The sequence below is a fragment of the Parvularcula marina genome (assembly GCF_003399445.1).
GTDB classification, from domain to species: domain Bacteria; phylum Pseudomonadota; class Alphaproteobacteria; order Caulobacterales; family Parvularculaceae; genus Parvularcula; species Parvularcula marina.
Genome location: NZ_QUQO01000001.1, coordinates 364,620 through 381,651, shown reverse-complemented (window position 1 = coordinate 381,651; position 17,032 = coordinate 364,620). Strand labels below are relative to the sequence as shown.

Below are 17,032 nucleotides of genomic sequence, written 5' to 3'. Positions count from 1 at the left end.
CATCTATCCGGATTTGTCTTCGCGGAAAATGCCGGATTGGCCGCTTGTGAAGCGGGGATTTTTATGTTCTCATAATGTTCTTATTCTGGGAGCATGGTATGGACTACGTTCCGGCCAGCGGCCTTCGCTATCTGTTCATTGATTTCAATGCGTTTTTTGCCGCCGCCGCACAGCATGACGAGCCTGACCTGATGGGGCGGCCGGTGGTGATCACCCCGCATAAGTCCGAATATTCGGGCGCGATCGCTGCGAGCTATGAGGCGCGGCCTTTCGGCATTACGCGGGGGACACGGATCAGGGAGGCGCGGGAGCTCTGCCCCGATCTCGTCGTCCGGCCCGCGCGGCATGACCGCTATGTCGGGCTGCACAAACAATTGATGAGCGCGATCGGCACTGTCCTGCCGGTCGACAAGGTCTATTCGATTGATGAGGCGGCCTTCCGGCTGGGGCGGCGCGAACGGGAGCGGGAGGCGGCGCTCGCGGTGGCCGAAGAGGTCAAGGAGATCATCACCAAACGGGTGGGGCCGGCTTTCCGGTCCTCGATCGGGCTTGCGCAGACGCGGCTGCTCGGCAAGCTGGCCGCCGGGATGAACAAGCCGGACGGGCTCACCGTGCTTGAGGCATCCGATCTGCCGGGCAAGCTCCTCGGCCTGCCGCTCTCGAAAATTCCGGGTGTCGGCGGCGGGATTGAAAAGCGGTTGGCGCAGAATGGTGTTACGGACTTTCGGGGGCTGTGGGATCTGGCACCCAAACATGCACGGGCGATCTGGCATTCGGTGCAGGGCGAGCGCTTCTGGTACGCGCTTCATGGCTATGAGGTCGCAGAACCTCCGACCAAGACGATGATGTTCGGGCATTCTCGCGTCCTGACTTCCGGGTACAGATCACCGGACAAGGCGCGGGCAGTGGCGCGGGCGCTGCTCTTGAAAGCCGCTGCGCGGCTGCGCATGGCAGGGCTGCTCGCAACACGGCTCAGCCTCAATATGAAGCGCGCGCCGGACGGGGTATCGGATGTCGAGGTCGGCTTTGAGGCGAGCCGGGATTCAACCCGCTTTCTTGATGCCCTCAATGAATTATGGCGCCATGCCTCTGAGAGCCTGGACGCAAAAAATCAGGGGATGGAGCTCTCTCATGTCTCTGTGTTCCTCCACGGCCTGATGGCGCCGGATGATCCGCGTGCGGTGCAGGGGGATCTTTTCGCCTGCGCCGGCCGGGCGGAGGAGCGAGCGGAAAAGGGTCGGCTCTGGGAAGTGATCGACCAGCTCAATCGCGATGCGGATGGGCGGCTTGCCCGGCTCGCGGCCCCGCCGGGCAAGGGCGCAAAGCGGCGGATGGGCTCGACCCTGCCGCGCCATGTAATGCTGGCGGATCAACAGGCCATCGACCTTGACTATCTGGGGACCAAGATCGCGTTCTCTCGCGTGCCCAAGGAAGAGGAGTTCTTGTGTTGAGGGAGAAGGGCGCGCGTCCAGAAATCGACAGGGCACGCATGCTTCGGCAAACGCTGCCGGAGGCTGAAGTCATTTTATGGAATGGCTTGAGGCGGAAGGCACTTGGCTACCGGTTCCGGCGACAGCACCCCATTGGTCCCTATATTGTCGACTTCTATAGTGCGGAGGTTCGGTTGTGCGTTGAAGTCGATGGAGGATCGCATTTCACGGATGAACACGCGTTGCGATATGATGAGCAGAGATCAAAGTTCCTTGAAGAGAATGGATATGAGGTTGTCCGATTAATGAATGACGAAGTTCGTTCTGGATTGCACGATGCTCTTCAGGCGATCCGTCAGCGATGCGATGAGCTCAATCAGATGAAACAATGTGAAAGCTAGGCTTTCCTCCCCCGTGGGGGAGGTGTCGGCGAAGCCGACGGAGGGGGCGTGTCATCCCCTGATGCCTGAGGGGCGGCGTGCCCCCATCCCCTCGCTGCGCGAGGGACTTCCCCCACAGGGGGAAGAAAGAAGACGGGGAGAAAAGTTTTACCGTCCTACCACCAGCACCGGCCAGGTCGCATCATCGACGCGGGTTATGACGTTGAGCCCTGCGGCCTTATAGGCATCGATCACGCCGTCTTCCTGCCGGGCAAGAAGGCCCGCGAGGACGACCCGTCCGTTCTCTGACAAGTTTGCAGCGATATCCGGGGCCAGCATCATCAAGGGCTCTGCGAGGATGTTGGCAAGGATGAGATCGAAGGGGCCGTCTTCGGCGACTTCTTCAGGGATGCCTGCGGCCTCGAAAAAGCGGATATCCTCAATGCCATTGTCATGCGCATTCTCGAGCGCAATGGCGACGGAGGGCGCATCAATATCCGTTCCCAGAATATCGGCCGTTTCCCAGAGCCGCCGTGCCGCCATGGCAAGAACGCCTGAGCCCGTGCCGACATCTAGCACTTTTTCAGGCGCAAGATCGCGCAGGCCCGTCAGCGCCACAAGGCAGCCGGATGTCGTCGGATGATGGCCGGTCCCGAATGCGCGGTTTGCTTCCACGAGAAGGGGGAGCCCGTCGCGGCCTTCGATCTTGTCTGCATCATGAGAGCCGTAAAGAAGGAAGGCGCCCGCTTCGACGACGCCGAGTCCTTCGAGCGCTTCGGCGACCCAGTCGCGGTCTTCGAGTGTTTCGCGTTCCGGCGTATCAAGGGCCAGCCCGTCAAGCGCTGAATTCACGACCGCCATATCGGGCAGGGTCTCGAAATAGGCCTGCAGCACCCAGCCTGACTCACCGTCCTCTTCGGTCGGGTCTTCCTTGATGAGGGAGACCGCGTCGGCGGGCGGGAACATGACCTCGGTCAGCCGTAATTCCGCCAGCTGAAGGCTTGCACGATCCCCGCGCCAGGCGAGGCGTTCTGTTTCACCGCTCATGAGATCACCTTGAGAAGACCGTGCTTCTTCTTGCCGACAGACAGCTTGATCTGCCCGTCAATCACATCGCCAGAGGTGAGGGTGCGTTCCTCTGCAAGGGGCGCATCATTCACCTTCAGGGCACCGCCCTTGATATGCCGGCGGCCTTCACCCTTCGAGGCAATCAGTCCGAGATCGATATAGGGATCAAGCAGCGGCACGCCGCCAGCAAGGTCGCCTGCCGCAACATCCTTGGTCGGAAGATCGCCTGCGGCCGCGCCCTGTTCGAACGTCGCTTTCGCGGTTTCAGCTGCGCTTTCTGCCGCCGCGCGACCATGCAGCATGGCGGTTGCTTCGGTGGCGAGGATCTTTTTCGCCTCATTGATCTCGGCGCCTTCAAGCGCTTCGAGACGGCGGACCTCATCCATCGGCAGGACAGTGAAGCGGCGCAGCATGGTGCCGACATCGGCATCTTCCGTATTCCGCCAATATTGCCAGTAATCGTATGGTGAGAGCCGGTCGGCATTCAGCCACACGGCGCCGCTCTCGGTCTTGCCCATTTTCTTGCCCGACGCGGTGGTCAGAAGCGGTGTCGTCAGCCCGATCACATCGCGCGACTTGCCTTCCTCTTCCGTGGCGGCAATCCGGCGGCAAAGCTCGACCCCATTGACGATATTGCCCCACTGATCCGAGCCGCCCATTTGTAGGGCGCAGCCATAGCGCTCATTCAGCTCGAAGAAGTCATAGGCCTGCATCAGCATGTAGTTGAATTCGAGGAATGTGAGCGGCTGCTCACGCTCGAGCCGCAGCTTCACCGAATCAAAGGTCAGCATGCGGTTGATCGTGAAGTGCACCCCGAAATCCCGCAGGAACTGGATATAGGAGAGCTCCGACAGCCATTCGTCATTATTGACCATGATCGCGTCGGTCGGCCCGTCACCGAAGGTCAGGAAATGCTCAAAGGCGCGCTTGATGCCGTTGATATTCGCCTCGATATCGGCATCGCTGAGCAGCTTGCGCTGCGTGTCCTTGCCGGAGGGGTCGCCGATCTTGGTCGTGCCTCCGCCCATCAGGGCAATCGGTTTATGGCCCGTCTGCTGGAACCAGTAGAGCATCATGATCTGGACGAGGCTGCCCGCATGCAGACTGTCTGCCGTCGCATCAAAGCCGATATATGCCGTCAGCGGCCCCTTTTGCGCGGCCGCATCCAGCGCCTCGGGGTGCGTGATCTGGTGGATAAATCCGCGCTCTTCGAGGATGCGCAGGAAATCGGACTTGTATTCAGACATTTGGTAACCGTTTCTCCAAGAGTTCCGGCTTCTAATGGCGCCAAGGGAGACCGTCCACCATGGATCGTGAAGAGATGCACAGGCTGACGGCTATCGGGCTCATGGCAGGCACGTCACTCGATGGGGTGGACGTGGCCGTCCTGCGCACAGATGGCGAAACCGTCCACAAATGGGGACCGGCCATGTCCTTCCCCTATGATGCGCCAACACGCGCGACGATCATTTCCGCAACAAAGGCGGCGCTTGAAGGCCGCGAAGAGGCCAATGACATCGCGGTGGCCGGAAATATGGTGACCAGCGCGCATATCGAGGCGGTGCGGAATTTCCTTTCCGAGACTGGCCTGCGGCGCGACGAAATCGATGTGATCGGCTTTCACGGCCAGACGATTCTGCATCGCCCGCCGCTCGATGCGTCCTCTATCGGCCGTACCTGGCAGATTGGCGGCGGCGGTATCATCGCGGAGGAGTTAGGTATCGATGTCGTCGACCAGTTCCGGCAGGCGGATATGGCCGCTGGTGGCGAGGGCGCGCCTTTCGCGCCGATCTATCACGCGGCGCTTGTGGAGGCATGCGAGTTCGATGGCGCCGTGGCGGTGCTCAATCTCGGCGGAGTCGCGAATATCACTTATGTCCCGGCGGATCGTGATCCGATGGGCCTCGTTGCTTTTGACTGCGGGCCCGGCAACGGGCTGATCGATGAATGGATGGTACGGCACACCGGCCATCATATGGATGAGGACGGCGCGCTTGCGGCGTCAGGTTCGGTCGATGACGAAGTCCTCCGGATGATGGCGCTTAATCCCTATCTCAAACGAAAAGCGCCCAAATCGCTCGACCGGTATGATTTCAAACTCAAAGCGGCGGACCATCTTTCTCCGCCGGATGGGGCGGCAACGCTGACGGCGTTCTCGGCGGAATGTGTGGCCCGTTCCGTAGCGCTGCTGCCCGAGGCGCCAGCCTATTGGGTTGCCTGCGGCGGGGGGCGGCACAATCCGGTCCTGATGGCAGAGCTTGGACGCCGTCTCGAAGGCCAGGTGCTGGTGGCAGAAGAAGCCGGCTGGCGCGGTGACATGATCGAGGCGGAGGCGTTTGCCTATCTTGCGGTCCGCTCGCTCCGCAAACTGCCCTTGAGTTTCCCGAAAACAACGCGCGTGCCCCAGCCCCTATCGGGCGGCAGCTATCACCGGAAGCCGGTCAATCTTTAGCCTTACGGGTGCCAGATTTCCCGGCGGGTGAGGGTGGCGAGCGCGCGGGTGCGCGGCCTTGCATCCGAGCCTATGCCGCTCGGGATCGGGGTTTCGGGCGACTGGCTCGTCATCGAACGGTTATGCACGACAGAGCGGGCCCCGACGGTTTCGAGGAACTTCAGGTATCGGCGCATCAACCTCGGGGTCGGGTCCGTCGCGACAAGATCGTCATGCCAGATGCGCTCGACTTCCCAATTCGCAATCTTGTCTTCGAGAGCCGCTTCGAAATCGGCGACATTCGGCGGGATCTCTTGCGCCAGCATCAGGACGGCGGAGGACTTGAACCAGTCCGAATAGGTCGCGGATGCAGGGACAACGAGCGCGCTGATCTGGTCAGGCGTGCGGAGAGTCCCGCGGCGCCAGAAATCATCAAGGGCCAGCGTCACGCGGTTGCGGTCCTTCAGATAGGTCCGCTTGTCCGCGCCGCTTAGCCAAAGGGTCATGCCGGCGGCAAAGACGGCCTGAATGATCGACCAGGCGTAGAAATGACTGCCGGACAGCTCGACCGCCCAGAACGTAAAATCAAGCGCAGGGTTCGATTTGATCAGGATGAAGGGCAGGAAGATGCCGATGCCGACGATAAGCGCAACACTCATTATGATGATGGCGGAATAGGTCGTGTTCCATGCGGCGATGACGGTCTTCGTCATGCCGCTCATTTCATACTTGTCCTGAACATTGATTGGCTGGAACCACAGATATTGTGCGGCCCGGCGGGCAACAGCCCAGGTCACCATGGAACGCGCCATGGCATTGGCGTTGTCGCAGTAGTCAGCTTTTTTGCGTTTATCGTCAGGATCAATCCGGGGGAGCTGGTCGCTCTTCGAAATACAATCTGTCTGGTATTCCTCGACTTCGTCCTTGAACGCATCAAGATGCTCTTCAAGGAACGCGGTCGCGGTCGAGACGGCCTGTATGGGCGCAAGGCTGCCCTTGTGCCGGAAGAAGCCGCCACCGCGGCTGTTCGTTTGTTCCCGGACGAGGCGGATCAGGAGCCAGCCAAGAACAAAGAGGACGCTAGTGCCTAAAGCGAGCATCCCGCCGAACCATCCGCGCTCTGCGCCATACCAGCTCAGGACATAAAACAGGACCGTGCTGCCGCCGGTCAGTAGCAGCGTCCAGAAGAGCCTAGTCGTCAGATAGGGCCAATAGCTGTGGCCGCTGAGCATGCGCGCGATAAGGGTGCGGTCATATAGCGGCTCGCCCGCACGGGGCGGCACATAATTCTTGCCGTCATCCCGGCCATAGGCAACGACACCGGCCGGGTCGGCCACGCGGTTATTCACAAGGATAGCGGCGAGTCGATTGACGTCGCTGGGCAGCGCTTCGTCGAGATGCTTGGCCCGGGCATCATCAGAGCCGTTTTCGGGCACAAAGCCGAACCATTCCGGGCCTGTCACGTTGCGGTCGATGACTTTCCCGACTTCGTCGCTGACAGGCAGCGGCTTCCAGCTCTCTCTAACTACGCTCATGACCCACTCGCATCGCGACACCCCGCGACAGGGTTACCATGTGCAGACGAGCTTGGCGAGGGAGAAGCCGGGGCGTCTCTATTGCAGGTCGGGCAGCTCGACGGCCTCAAGTTCTGTCTCAACGACAGTTCGTTCGAGTTTGACGAGGATCGTCTTTTTCGTTTTCCGGGTCAGCACCATGCGGTGCGCCTTATACCCTGTCCGCGCGATGGTGAGCGGGACTTCATCAATGACGCCGACCCGGCAAGGCGTCTCACAGCTCGTGCCGTTCACGAAAGTGATGGTCGCATCATTCGGCTCGGTTTTGACCATGACGAAGGAAGGCTCATTCGAAAAACCCGACGTCGTCTCGCAAGCGGAGACGAGGAGCCCCAATGCCGCAATGCCGATGGCCAGTTTCATCGCCGTCACCCCTTTATCGTTTGAGCATATCGAAGGCGTTTTTGAGGTCTGTCGTCAAGTCCGAGACGTCTTCAAGACCGATATGGAAGCGCAGGAGCTGGCGAGTCTCTGTCCACGGCACGGCGCTTCTGACTTTGGCGGGCCAGGCGGGCAGGCACAGGCTCTCATACCCGCCCCAGCTATAGCCGAGCCCGAAGTAATGAAGTGCATCGATGAACCGGCCGGTCGTCGCTTCGTCTTCCCAGTCGGCAATCACCGAGAAAAGACCATTCGTACCCGTCCCATCACGGGCCCAGAGGGCATGACCGGGATGGCTCTCAAGCCCTGGATGAAGGACTGAGGCGATTTCGGGCCTGTCCTCCAGCCAGCGGGCGACGGCAAGGCCGCTCGCCTCATGGACATCAAGCCGCCGGTGAAGGGTGCGCAGGCCTCGATGGGCGAGGGAGGCATCCTTGCCGGAAACGGAGATGCCGAGCACCCGCGCGGTGCGCTGCACGGCAGTTGCCAGATCCTTCCGGGTAATGACGGCCCCCATAAGGAGGTCCGAATGCCCGCCGACATATTTTGTCAGCGCCTGAAGGCTGATCGCCGCGCCCAGCTCCAGCGGTTTGTAGTGAACCCCTGCGCCATAGGTATTATCGACGATCACGGGGATATCGCCTGCGCCGCGCACGATGGCGGGGATGTCCTGGACCTCAAAGGTCAGCGAGCCCGGCGATTCACAGAATATGCCTTGCGTATTCGGGCGGACCAACTCCCTTATCGCGGCTTCATCCGCATGCGGGTCGAAATAGGTTGTCTCGATGCCCAGCGATTTAAGATAGATATCGCAAAAGGCGCGGGTCGGCTCATAGGCGCTGTCGGTGACGAGCAGATGCCCGCCTTCCTTCACGACACTGAGGATCGCAAGCGTACAGGCGGCAAGCCCTGAACCCGTCAGGGAGACATGCTCGGCCCCTTCAAGTTCGCCAAGGCTTTCTTCCAGCGCCTTATGCGTCGGGGTGCCCATCCGGCCATAATGCCACGGGCGGTTCTGCGCCCGAAAACTCGCATAATCCGGAAACAGAACGGTGGAGCCGCACTCGACCGCCGGGTTGACCATTCTGACGCCTTCTGCCGGGCGGCCCTTATGGGCGTCTTTTGTCGGTCCCTTCATCCATACCACTCAATCAGGCCAGCCTCCTGGCCAATTACGTCGAAACCGGCCCGCTGATAGAGCCGGAGGGCGGAAGGGCTGTCCATTGAACAGGTATCGATACGGACGGATTTCGGTCCCTCCGCCCAGATCAGCCCCAGAATTTCATGGAAGAACCAGCGGCCAAGACCCTGGCGCTGGGCTTCCGGCACGATGCCGTAAAAGCGGATAACAGGAGTCTCCGGCTTTGCGAGATCTATCTCGGCAAAGCCAGCCGGCCATCCATCAGTGTAAAGAACGTAAATCCTGACCGTCTCGGCATGGATCAGGGTTTTGAGGATATCATCCTCAAGATAACGGCGGCTGACCCATTTATGCGGCTCGCCAACGGCGTTGTAGAGATGACGGTAGAAATCAACCGGCGGGGTCTCACAACGCAGGATCGCGACATTCGCCGCCGGGCGCGCCACGGCGTGGGGCTGGGGCGGGCGCGTCTGCTCCAGATAGGTGATGGTCACCTTGTGGCGTTCGGGCGCGGACCGTGTGATCTGCTTGGCACTCATGCGAGACGGGCTCCATTCGGGACAGGCTTGTCGGCGCCCCCGAGGATAATGTGTCCGTCGCGATCTGCAAAACCCAGTGTCAGCACTTCGGAGCGGACCGGGCCGATCTGACGCGGCGCGAAATTGACGACGGCCATGACCTGACGGCCGATCAGCTCTTCCGGCTGATAGTGCTCGGTGATCTGCACGGAGCTTTTCTTCACCCCGACGCCGTCGCCGAAATCGATTTGCAGCTTGAGCGCTGGCTTGCGCGCTTCGGGGAAGTCCGCCGCCTCGATCACCGTGCCGACGCGGATATCGAGTTTGAGGAACTCGTCAAACTCGACGATCGGCAGAGGAGGGGCCGCAGGATCATGGATCAGATGCATAAGGTCAGCTCAGCCAGGACGGCGTCGGCAGGCCCTTTTCGGTCAGCCATGCCGGATTATAGAGCTTGGACTGATAGCGGTTGCCGTAATCACACAGCATGGTGACGATGGTGTGGCCGGGCCCCAGATCCTTTGCGAGCGCGATCGCCCCGGCAATATTGATCCCGGCGGAGCCGCCAAGGCACAAGCCTTCCTCAGTCGTCAGAGCAAAGAGGATTTCGAGCGCCTCTGCATCGGAAATCCGGTAGGCCTCATCGATCTCGGTGCCCTCAACATTGGCCGTGATCCGGCCCTGACCGATCCCTTCCATGACGGAGCCGCCTTCGGCCTCAAGCTCACCGGTCTTCACCCAGCTATAGAGTTTGGCGCCAAAGGGATCCGCGAGACCGATCTTCACGTTGCCGCGTTCTTTGAGCGCGCGGGATATCCCGCCCAGCGTGCCCCCTGACCCAACCGCGCAGATAAAGCCGTCGACCTTGCCGCCGGTCTGCTCCCAGATCTCGGGCCCGGTCGTTTTGTAATGGGCGTTGCGGTTCTCGACATTGTCGAACTGGTTCGCCCAGATCGCATTCTCGGTCTCTTTCGCGAGCCGCTCGGAGACATGGATGTAATTGTTCGGGTTCGCGTAAGGGACCGCATCGACCTCAATCAGCTCACCGCCGAGGAGGCGGATCGCGTTTTTCTTCTCCTCGCTCTGGGTCCGGGGCATGACGATTTTGACCGTGTACCCCTTGGTCTTGCCGACGAGGCAAAGCCCGATACCGGTATTGCCGGCCGTGCCCTCAACGATGGTCCCGCCGGGCTGCAACTCGCCTGCGGCCTCGGCCGCTTCGATGATGCCGAGCGCTGCGCGGTCTTTCACCGACTGGCCGGGGTTCAGGAACTCGGCCTTGCCGAGAATGGTGCAGCCCGTCTCCTCCGACGCGCGGCGGAGTTTGACGAGCGGGGTATTGCCGATGAGGCCAAGAACGGTGTCGCTGTATTCCATGATGGAGGCATCTAGCCCCGTCCGGCCCGCTCTCACAATCACGCATAGCTGATGACCTATAGAGTTTCTCTAGGTCTCGCTGATCGCTGCCAGCACCCGGTCTCGTGCGTCGGTTAGGCCCTTATAGGAAAGCTGATCCGCATTCATTGCGCTGAGGCCCGCGTGAAGGTCCTGCACCATGTCCGGTCCGCCATGAGTGAGAAGCGCAGGCAGGGGATCCTGATAGGTCTTGATGGTGAAAAGGATCGCGCCCGTCTCGGGCAGTTTTGTGAGGGTCTGGCGCTCGACCCGCAGGAAGGCCTTGGCAAGAAGGCTCGCGCCCTCGACCCCGGCGAAACGCGGGCCGCCGGTCGGCCCCGACAGATGAAGGCCCGGCTCGTCATGCAGTGACCAGTTGAGCCGCCAGACCGGCTGTTCAGGCCTCAGATTGTCGAAGATGCGAGCGACGCGCATATTCATTTCTTCCACGAAGGCCGGCACGGGCGTGTGGATCTCGGCCATGCTCTTTCCGAACTTCTCGCCCAGTGACCAGTGTGAAGGAAAGTGCAGGCTCGCCGCCATCAGACGCCAGCGACCGTCCTCGTCACGCATCATCAGGCAGAGATCATCATCGACAAGTTGCCCTGCGAGTTTCAGCGGCGGCTCACCGGAGGAAAGATCGATGCACCGTTTCGCCGTCGGCAGATGAATGACCGAGCCATCCTTCCAGTAAAAGGAGGGGTGATGCTCCAGCAGATATCTGCTCAGCAAACGGAGAGTTTCGCGCTGGGCGGCATCAGCCTCTGGACTCGCGCGAAAGACCTCGTCCGGCGCTGTCTCATCCAGCCGCGCTTTCTCAGAGAGCCGGTCGCCCAGCCCCTCATCAGGCTCGATCCATTGCGCCGGGTCGAGCGGCATTAAGGCAATCTTGAAGCCCGGATGGCCGCTTTCAAACGGAATGTATTTTGACGTAACACTCATGAAACGATGAACCTACGCTGGGCTGCAACGCAGGTCCATCTACATGCATCGGCTTCAATCACCCCACGCCTATCTGTCGTGCAGTGAGAAAGCCGGAAAGTTCTCAGAAATCGAAACTTCCCTTGCTTCCATTCGAGAAGCGACCGACGCATTGGTCATATTCCACTTCGAACGGACACTGATCTGGCTGACCGTCATTACTGAAGATGATCTTCAGTTCACCATTGCCCGGGGCGGCATATGAACAACTGCCACCACTAACACCGCGCGTCGAAATCGTTTCAATATCTCCTCGCCCTTTTTTGCGAATGGTGAGGGGATCGTCCTCATGCCTTTCGATTTCACACTCTACTGACCATCCGCGATCACCTGACAGCTTCAGTACAAAGATCGCATTGTCAGCTGAAGCACTTGCTGCCGATGTCGTGAAAACTGAGGCAGCGAATATCGTGGCCGTAAGGCCAAGCAGATTACCCATAAATATCTCCCATACGACCAAAGATATGGCCTTTCGGGATAATAATACGAAAAAACTAGAATAGTCGAATTATAATTTTGATGTGAACCAGGGCGTGATGCGCTCCAGCGCTTGCGCGACTTCCTGCTCTGTCACCGCAAAGCTGAACCGCATGAAACGGTGGCCCTCAACGGGATCGAAATCGACGCCTGAGGCGGTGGCGACGCCCGTGTCTTTCAGCAGCTCAAGACACAGATCGCGGCTGTCATCGGTGAACTGATCGACACGGCCATAGATGTAGAAGGCGCCATCAGGCGGCGCCATTTCCGTCATGCCCAAAGCAGGCAGTTTCTCCAGCAGCATCTGCCGGTTCCGGCGATAGACCCCGATCAGCGCGTCTAATTCTTCCGTACACCTGAAACTTGCAATCCCGGCTTCCTGCGAGAGCGACGGCGGCGTCAGGAAAAAATTGCTCATATAGGCAACAGCCCGCTCGCGATGCTCCTCGGGCACGACGACCCAGCCGAGCCGCCATCCCGGCATGACGTAATATTTCGAGAAGCTGTTCACGATGAAGGCATCGCCTGTGAATTCCGAAATGCTCGCCGCCGGCTCGCCATAGGTCAGGCGGATATAGATCTCATCCGAGATGATCCGGATGTTCCGTTCCCGGCAGAGATCGGCGATCTTCTCCATCTCCATGCGGGGGATGATCGAGCCTGTCGGGTTGGCGGGGCTGGCAAGGATCACGCCATCCGGTGCTGGGTCGAGCCCTGCGAGCATCGAGGCCGTCAGCTGGAAACCGGTCGCCGCATCACAAGGCAGCTCGACGGGATGCATGTGCAGGCCGGTGACGACATTGCGGTGGGCGACATAGCCGGGCCGCGCCATGGCGATGCGCGCGCCGGGATCGAACGCCGTCATCAAAGCGAGCGACAGGGCGGGGGAAGCGCCGCAGGTCAGGATCACATTCTCCGGCGCAACAGTGCTGCCGTGAAGCTCTGAATAGCTGCCCGCGATCAGGGATTTTAGCTCATCGCTCTCCCAATAGCCTTTCACCCCGTCATCGAGCATCGCCCGCGCGGCATCCATCACCGCTTCGGGTGGCCGGGCCGAGGGCTGGCCATATTCCATGTGAATGACGGGCTCGCCCGCTTCCTGCATGCGGAAGGCGGCGGCGCCGATGGTCATGGCGTGAAAGGGGCGGATTTCGGGTCTCAAGGCACAGCCTTTCTTCATTGCAGTCCATCTCTTATATGCGTCCGATGAGTGACACACCCCTTACCGACCGGATTGCGGCAGAACTCGACCTCGGCGTGCCGAAAGGCGCCCGCGTGGTCGTGGCAATGTCGGGCGGCGTCGACAGCTCGGTGACGGCGGCGCTTGTCCACCGCGCGGGTTATGATGCGGTTGGCATCACGCTCCAGCTTTATGATCACGGCGCGGCGATCCAGAAAAAGGGGGCCTGCTGCGCCGGGCAGGATATCCATGACGCAAGGCGCGTGTCCGAGGCGCTGGGCATCCCGCATTATGTCCTCGATTACGAAGACCGCTTTGGCGAGCAGGTGATGGAGGAGTTTGCCGACACCTATCTTGCTGGCGCGACGCCGATCCCCTGCGTGCGCTGTAATGAGCGGGTGAAGTTCAAGGATCTCCTGGAAACCGCGCGCGATCTTGGTGCTTTCGCTATGGCGACCGGGCATTATATTCGCCGTACGGATGATGAAGACGGCCTAGCGCTGCGCCGCGCAGCGGATGCAGGCAAGGACCAGAGCTATTTTCTGTTCTCGACGACGAAGGAACAGCTCGGGTTCCTGCGCTTCCCGCTGGGTGATCTGCCGAAATCGGTGACGCGAGAGCTTGCAACGGAGCTTGGGCTCGTTGTGGCGGACAAACCCGACAGCCAGGACATCTGCTTTGTACCGGAGGGCAAATATGCCTCCGTCGTTGAGCGGCTGCGGCCCGGGGCGTCACGTCCCGGCGAGATAGTGCATATCGACGGTACGGTGCTGGGCAGGCATATGGGCGTTATTCACTATACGGTGGGACAGCGCCGCGGCCTCGATATTGGCGGGCTTGCCGAGCCGATTTATGTTGTTCGTCTGGATGCGGACAAGGCGCAGGTGATTGTCGGGCCGAAAACGGCGCTCGATGTCGCCGGCGTAACGCTTGATGAGGTGAACTGGCTGGGTGATGACAGCGCAGCTGATATCCCCGTCCGCGTGAAGGTCCGCTCAACCCGGCCGCCTGAGCCTGCGACTGTGCGGATTGAGGGCCGCCGCGCGACTGTCACTTTCGATGAGCCGCAGGAAGGCGTCGCACCCGGTCAGGCATGTGTCTTCTACGCGGTCGATGAGACGGATGATCGCGTGCTCGGTGGCGGCTGGATTCGTCAAACAGTCCGTGTACCGCTTGCCGAAGTAAGCTGAAAGAAAAAGGGCCCCTGAGGGGCCCCTTTGTTTTTGAGGTTTGGCGCCGGGATCACTCCCCAGCGAAGCTCACCGTTTCCGAGACCGCGCCGTCGAAATAGCCCGGCTGGCCGCCGCCAGCAGAGAGGGTCGCCGTGCCGGTGGGGGCGACAAGCGCGCCATCCTCACTGTAATAGCCGAGGCTTTCGGGCGTCAGGGTGAAGCTCAGTGTCTCGCTCGCGCCCGGCGCCAGATCGACCACGTCGAATGAGACAAGCTCGACATTCGGCACAGACACATTCGCCTTCTCCGCATGCTGCAGATAGAGCTGGACGACCTCGCGGCCGGCCATGTCGCCGGTATTCGTGACCGTGACGCTCACCTCCATCGGCTCAGCACCATTCGGAGCTTCGGGCAGGACGAGGTCCGAATATTCAAAGCTCGTATAGGAAAGGCCGTAGCCGAACGGATAGAGCGGCTCGCCCGTATAATATTTATACGTCCGGTTCTGCATCGTGTAATCGTCAAAGGCGGGGATGCCGTCGAGCGATGTGTAGAATGTCACCGGCAGGCGGCCCGAGGGGCTGAACTCACCCCAGAGAAGCTCAGCAATCGCATCGCCCGTTTTCTCGCCGGGATAGAAGGCCTGCACGATGGCCGGCAGGTTCTCATTCTCCCAATTGAGCGCCATGGCGCTGCCCGAGAAATTGACCAGCACGACCGGCTTGCCGGTGGCGTGCAGCTTCTTGATCAGAGCCTCCTGCGGGGCCGGCATTTTCATATGCGTCCGGTCACCGCCAAGGAAACCGTCGATCTCAACGCTCATTTCCTCACCCTCGAGATTGGCATCAATGCCGCCGAAGAAGAGGATGACGTCAGCCGCGTCTGCCGCTGCCATGGCCTCGGCCTCAAGATCGCGGGAGGTGTCGACCCAGTTGAGATGCGCGAATTTCTCAAGCCCGTCGCGGGTCCAGCCGCTCTCGAAGGTCAGCTCGAATTTAATCGCGTATTGCTCGCCCGCCTTGAGGTCGAGCGTGGCATCATTGATCTTCTCGCCATTGATCGTGGCTTCAGCCCAGCGAGAGACTTCAAACCGGTAGGCGCCGTCCGCCTCAGGCACGAGGACGCCTTCCCAGCTTGCGCCGAATTCGTCATTGAGACCGTCCGTGGTCGGTGCGCGGTGCCAGTAGAAATCGATATTGGGATCGATCTGCTCCTTCACCGGTTTGCCCGAGCGTTTCGGATCGATGTAGTAGGCGGCCTTGAGGCCGGGCTCGAGCTCGCCATCCGCGCCTTTATGGAAGAAGACGCTGGCCGGGACAGCCGAATAATTCGTGTAGACATCACCGGCAATGGTCGACCCAGGCGAATAGGTCACATTCTCCGCGCCGATCTTCGCCGTGATCCCTTCAAGTGACGTGACAGGAGCCGTCGGGACCCCGTGGTAATTGGCGAGGATCGTCATCTCATTATCAGCATTCGGGCCGATGACGGCGACTTTCGTGCCTTCGGCTAACGGCAGGATGCCGTCATTTTTGAGGAGGACCAGCGAAGCGCGGGCGGCCTTGGCCGACAGCGCAAGGTTCTCGGCGCTTGCGACTTCAGAATAGGGGATGTCCGTGCCCGGTACATTCGCCGGATCGTCAAACATGCCAAGTTTCATGCGCGCGGTGTAGAGCCGTGTGACTGCCGTATCGATCTCCGCTTCGGTGATCAGGCCTTTCTCAACCGCTTCCGGGAGAGCATCCATCTTGTTGCCCTGACCATCACCGCAATTGAGGTCGGTGCCATGTTTCACGGAATCGGCAGCAGCTTCGGCGCGTGTCTCCACATAGTCATGAGCGTAATCATAATAGAAATCGCCAATCGCGCCGCAATCGGAGACGACATAGCCATCGAAGCCGAGCTCGCCGCGTAATAGCTCGACCATCAACAGATCACTGCCGCAGGCGGGCTGTCCGTTCACGGCGTTATAGGCACACATGACGGAGGCGACATCAGTCTCATCGAACGCCATCTTGAAGGCGGTGAGATAGGTCTCCCACAGATCCGTCGTTGTCGGACGATAATCATCACGGTGACGTGACGGTTCTGGCCCGGAGTGGACAGCATAGTGCTTCACCGTGGTCACGGTCTTCCAGTATTTCTCATCATCACCCTGCATGCCGCTTACGAAATTGATAGCCATGCGGCCGGTCAGGAACGGATCCTCACCATAGGTCTCTTGTCCACGACCCCAGCGCGGATCGCGGAAGATATTGATGTTCGGTGTCCAGAAGGTCAGCCCGCCATACATCGGGTGATCATCCTCGGCGAGTAAGTAGTGATATTTGGCGCGGCCTTCATCGGAGATGGTCGTGGCGACTTCGAACATGAGATCCTCATCCCACGTCGCGGCAAGACCGATCGCCTGCGGGAAGACGGTGGCCTCACCGGCGCGAGCAACACCGTGGAGCGCCTCGTTCCACCAATTATATTCAGGGATCCCCAGCCGTTCGATGGCGGGCGATTTATCGTACATCTGCCAGGCCTTCTCCTCGAGCGTCATGCGCGAGACGATGTCCGCGGCGCGTTCCTCAAAGGAAAGGGAAGTGTCGAGATAAGCCGGGCTGCCGTCCTCGGCGGGGGCGGCGCTGCCGTGTTCCATCGGCTTGGCAGCGCTGTTTTGTGAGTCCCCGTCCTGCGGCTCAGCGTCCTTGTCGCCGCCGCCACAGGCAGCAAGCGCTATCACAGCGGTCGTCAGAAGGGCCCAGGGCTTGAGCCGGTGAAAAGATGTCCCTGCAAGCATTTGAAACTCCCTGCTTTTTTGCTGCCAAATTCAGAATTTGATCCGGCATTCATGTCTTCGCGGGCACGAATGTGTGCGCTAACATTTTTAAAGTCCACAGCAGGAATGCAGGACTTATC

Annotated in this window: 16 protein-coding genes; 4 read left to right on the top strand and 12 right to left on the bottom strand. The window is 60.3% G+C overall.

The genetic code is table 11. The features are described from left to right. Positions 1 to 98: 98 nt before the first annotated feature. A complete protein-coding gene (locus tag DX908_RS01705) occupies positions 99 to 1,451 on the top strand; it encodes a Y-family DNA polymerase (protein WP_158548420.1) in 1,353 nt (450 codons plus the stop codon). Beyond that, positions 1,445 to 1,831, top strand: coding sequence for an endonuclease domain-containing protein (locus DX908_RS01700; RefSeq protein ID WP_199564553.1), 387 nt, complete (start codon positions 1,445 to 1,447; stop codon positions 1,829 to 1,831). Before DX908_RS01705 ends, DX908_RS01700 begins: the two co-directional genes overlap by 7 nt. A gap of 147 nt (positions 1,832 to 1,978) precedes the next feature. Here DX908_RS01700 and DX908_RS01695 read toward each other — a convergent pair whose 3' ends face one another. Together DX908_RS01695 and tyrS are read right to left on the bottom strand one after the other, a co-directional pair. Continuing rightward, complete coding sequence (locus DX908_RS01695; protein ID WP_116390732.1) at positions 1,979 to 2,857, bottom strand: 50S ribosomal protein L11 methyltransferase; 879 nt, start codon at positions 2,855 to 2,857, stop codon at positions 1,979 to 1,981. After that, positions 2,854 to 4,125, bottom strand: a complete 1,272-nt coding sequence (tyrS, locus tag DX908_RS01690) for a tyrosine--tRNA ligase (protein ID WP_116390731.1) — start codon at positions 4,123 to 4,125, stop codon at positions 2,854 to 2,856. Before tyrS ends, DX908_RS01695 begins: the two co-directional genes overlap by 4 nt. A 59-nt stretch (positions 4,126 to 4,184) precedes the next feature. Between tyrS and DX908_RS01685 the strand changes: the two genes are divergently transcribed. Further along, a complete protein-coding gene (locus DX908_RS01685) occupies positions 4,185 to 5,330 on the top strand; it encodes an anhydro-N-acetylmuramic acid kinase (protein ID WP_199564552.1) in 1,146 nt (381 codons plus the stop codon). Positions 5,331 to 5,332: 2 nt separating this feature from the next. Here the strand turns inward: DX908_RS01685 and DX908_RS01680 are convergent, their stop codons facing one another. The 9 genes from DX908_RS01680 to DX908_RS01640 all read right to left on the bottom strand — a co-directional run bounded on the left by DX908_RS01680 (position 5,333) and on the right by DX908_RS01640 (position 12,938). Further along, a complete protein-coding gene (locus DX908_RS01680) occupies positions 5,333 to 6,844 on the bottom strand; it encodes a hypothetical protein (RefSeq protein WP_116390730.1) in 1,512 nt (503 codons plus the stop codon). Positions 6,845 to 6,922: 78 nt separating this feature from the next. After that, complete coding sequence (locus DX908_RS01675) at positions 6,923 to 7,246, bottom strand: hypothetical protein (protein WP_116390729.1); 324 nt, start codon at positions 7,244 to 7,246, stop codon at positions 6,923 to 6,925. A gap of 13 nt (positions 7,247 to 7,259) precedes the next feature. Beyond that, positions 7,260 to 8,402 (bottom strand): cystathionine beta-lyase, encoded by a 1,143-nt coding sequence (gene metC, locus DX908_RS01670; protein WP_116390728.1) that lies wholly within the window; start codon positions 8,400 to 8,402, stop codon positions 7,260 to 7,262. Beyond that, positions 8,399 to 8,944, bottom strand: a complete 546-nt coding sequence (locus DX908_RS01665; protein ID WP_116390727.1) for a GNAT family N-acetyltransferase — start codon at positions 8,942 to 8,944, stop codon at positions 8,399 to 8,401. The genes metC and DX908_RS01665 overlap by 4 nt, the downstream gene beginning before the upstream one ends. Next, complete coding sequence (locus DX908_RS01660; RefSeq protein ID WP_116390726.1) at positions 8,941 to 9,312, bottom strand: tRNA-binding protein; 372 nt, start codon at positions 9,310 to 9,312, stop codon at positions 8,941 to 8,943. The genes DX908_RS01665 and DX908_RS01660 overlap by 4 nt, the downstream gene beginning before the upstream one ends. A gap of 4 nt (positions 9,313 to 9,316) precedes the next feature. Continuing rightward, positions 9,317 to 10,300 carry a cysteine synthase A gene (locus DX908_RS01655; RefSeq protein WP_116390725.1) on the bottom strand — a complete coding sequence of 328 codons (984 nt, stop codon included), beginning with the start codon at positions 10,298 to 10,300 and terminating at the stop codon, positions 9,317 to 9,319. A gap of 69 nt (positions 10,301 to 10,369) precedes the next feature. Further along, a complete protein-coding gene (locus DX908_RS01650; protein ID WP_116390724.1) occupies positions 10,370 to 11,260 on the bottom strand; it encodes a heme-dependent oxidative N-demethylase family protein in 891 nt (296 codons plus the stop codon). A 103-nt stretch (positions 11,261 to 11,363) separates the two neighbouring features. Next, positions 11,364 to 11,738, bottom strand: a complete 375-nt coding sequence (locus tag DX908_RS01645) for a hypothetical protein (RefSeq protein ID WP_116390723.1) — start codon at positions 11,736 to 11,738, stop codon at positions 11,364 to 11,366. Between the two features lie 69 nt (positions 11,739 to 11,807). Continuing rightward, on the bottom strand, positions 11,808 to 12,938 hold the full coding sequence (locus tag DX908_RS01640; RefSeq protein WP_116392944.1) for a pyridoxal phosphate-dependent aminotransferase: 1,131 nt from the start codon (positions 12,936 to 12,938) through the stop codon (positions 11,808 to 11,810). Between the two features lie 44 nt (positions 12,939 to 12,982). On the opposite strand from DX908_RS01640, the gene mnmA reads away from it, so the two are divergent. Further along, a complete protein-coding gene (mnmA, locus tag DX908_RS01635; protein ID WP_116392943.1) occupies positions 12,983 to 14,146 on the top strand; it encodes a tRNA 2-thiouridine(34) synthase MnmA in 1,164 nt (387 codons plus the stop codon). 52 nt (positions 14,147 to 14,198) lie between these two features. On the opposite strand, the gene DX908_RS01630 is transcribed toward mnmA, so the two are convergent. Next, a complete protein-coding gene (locus DX908_RS01630) occupies positions 14,199 to 16,913 on the bottom strand; it encodes a beta-glucosidase H (protein WP_199564550.1) in 2,715 nt (904 codons plus the stop codon). Between the last annotated feature and the right edge of the window lie 119 nt (positions 16,914 to 17,032).

What these genes read in the sequence shown, in the direction of transcription:
- DX908_RS01705 (WP_158548420.1), top strand. Translation starts at nt 99, where the DNA reads ATGGACTACGTTCCGGCCAGCGGCCTTCGCTATCTGTTCATTGATTTC.
- DX908_RS01695 (WP_116390732.1), bottom strand. Translation starts at nt 2,857, where the DNA reads ATGAGCGGTGAAACAGAACGCCTCGCCTGGCGCGGGGATCGTGCAAGC.
- tyrS (WP_116390731.1), bottom strand. Translation starts at nt 4,125, where the DNA reads ATGTCTGAATACAAGTCCGATTTCCTGCGCATCCTCGAAGAGCGCGGA.
- DX908_RS01685 (WP_199564552.1), top strand. Translation starts at nt 4,185, where the DNA reads ATGGATCGTGAAGAGATGCACAGGCTGACGGCTATCGGGCTCATGGCA.
- DX908_RS01680 (WP_116390730.1), bottom strand. Translation starts at nt 6,844, where the DNA reads ATGAGCGTAGTTAGAGAGAGCTGGAAGCCGCTGCCTGTCAGCGACGAA.
- DX908_RS01675 (WP_116390729.1), bottom strand. Translation starts at nt 7,246, where the DNA reads ATGAAACTGGCCATCGGCATTGCGGCATTGGGGCTCCTCGTCTCCGCT.
- metC (WP_116390728.1), bottom strand. Translation starts at nt 8,402, where the DNA reads ATGAAGGGACCGACAAAAGACGCCCATAAGGGCCGCCCGGCAGAAGGC.
- DX908_RS01665 (WP_116390727.1), bottom strand. Translation starts at nt 8,944, where the DNA reads ATGAGTGCCAAGCAGATCACACGGTCCGCGCCCGAACGCCACAAGGTG.
- DX908_RS01660 (WP_116390726.1), bottom strand. Translation starts at nt 9,312, where the DNA reads ATGCATCTGATCCATGATCCTGCGGCCCCTCCTCTGCCGATCGTCGAG.
- DX908_RS01655 (WP_116390725.1), bottom strand. Translation starts at nt 10,300, where the DNA reads ATGGAATACAGCGACACCGTTCTTGGCCTCATCGGCAATACCCCGCTC.
- DX908_RS01650 (WP_116390724.1), bottom strand. Translation starts at nt 11,260, where the DNA reads ATGAGTGTTACGTCAAAATACATTCCGTTTGAAAGCGGCCATCCGGGC.
- DX908_RS01645 (WP_116390723.1), bottom strand. Translation starts at nt 11,738, where the DNA reads ATGGGTAATCTGCTTGGCCTTACGGCCACGATATTCGCTGCCTCAGTT.
- mnmA (WP_116392943.1), top strand. Translation starts at nt 12,983, where the DNA reads ATGAGTGACACACCCCTTACCGACCGGATTGCGGCAGAACTCGACCTC.
- DX908_RS01630 (WP_199564550.1), bottom strand. Translation starts at nt 16,913, where the DNA reads ATGCTTGCAGGGACATCTTTTCACCGGCTCAAGCCCTGGGCCCTTCTG.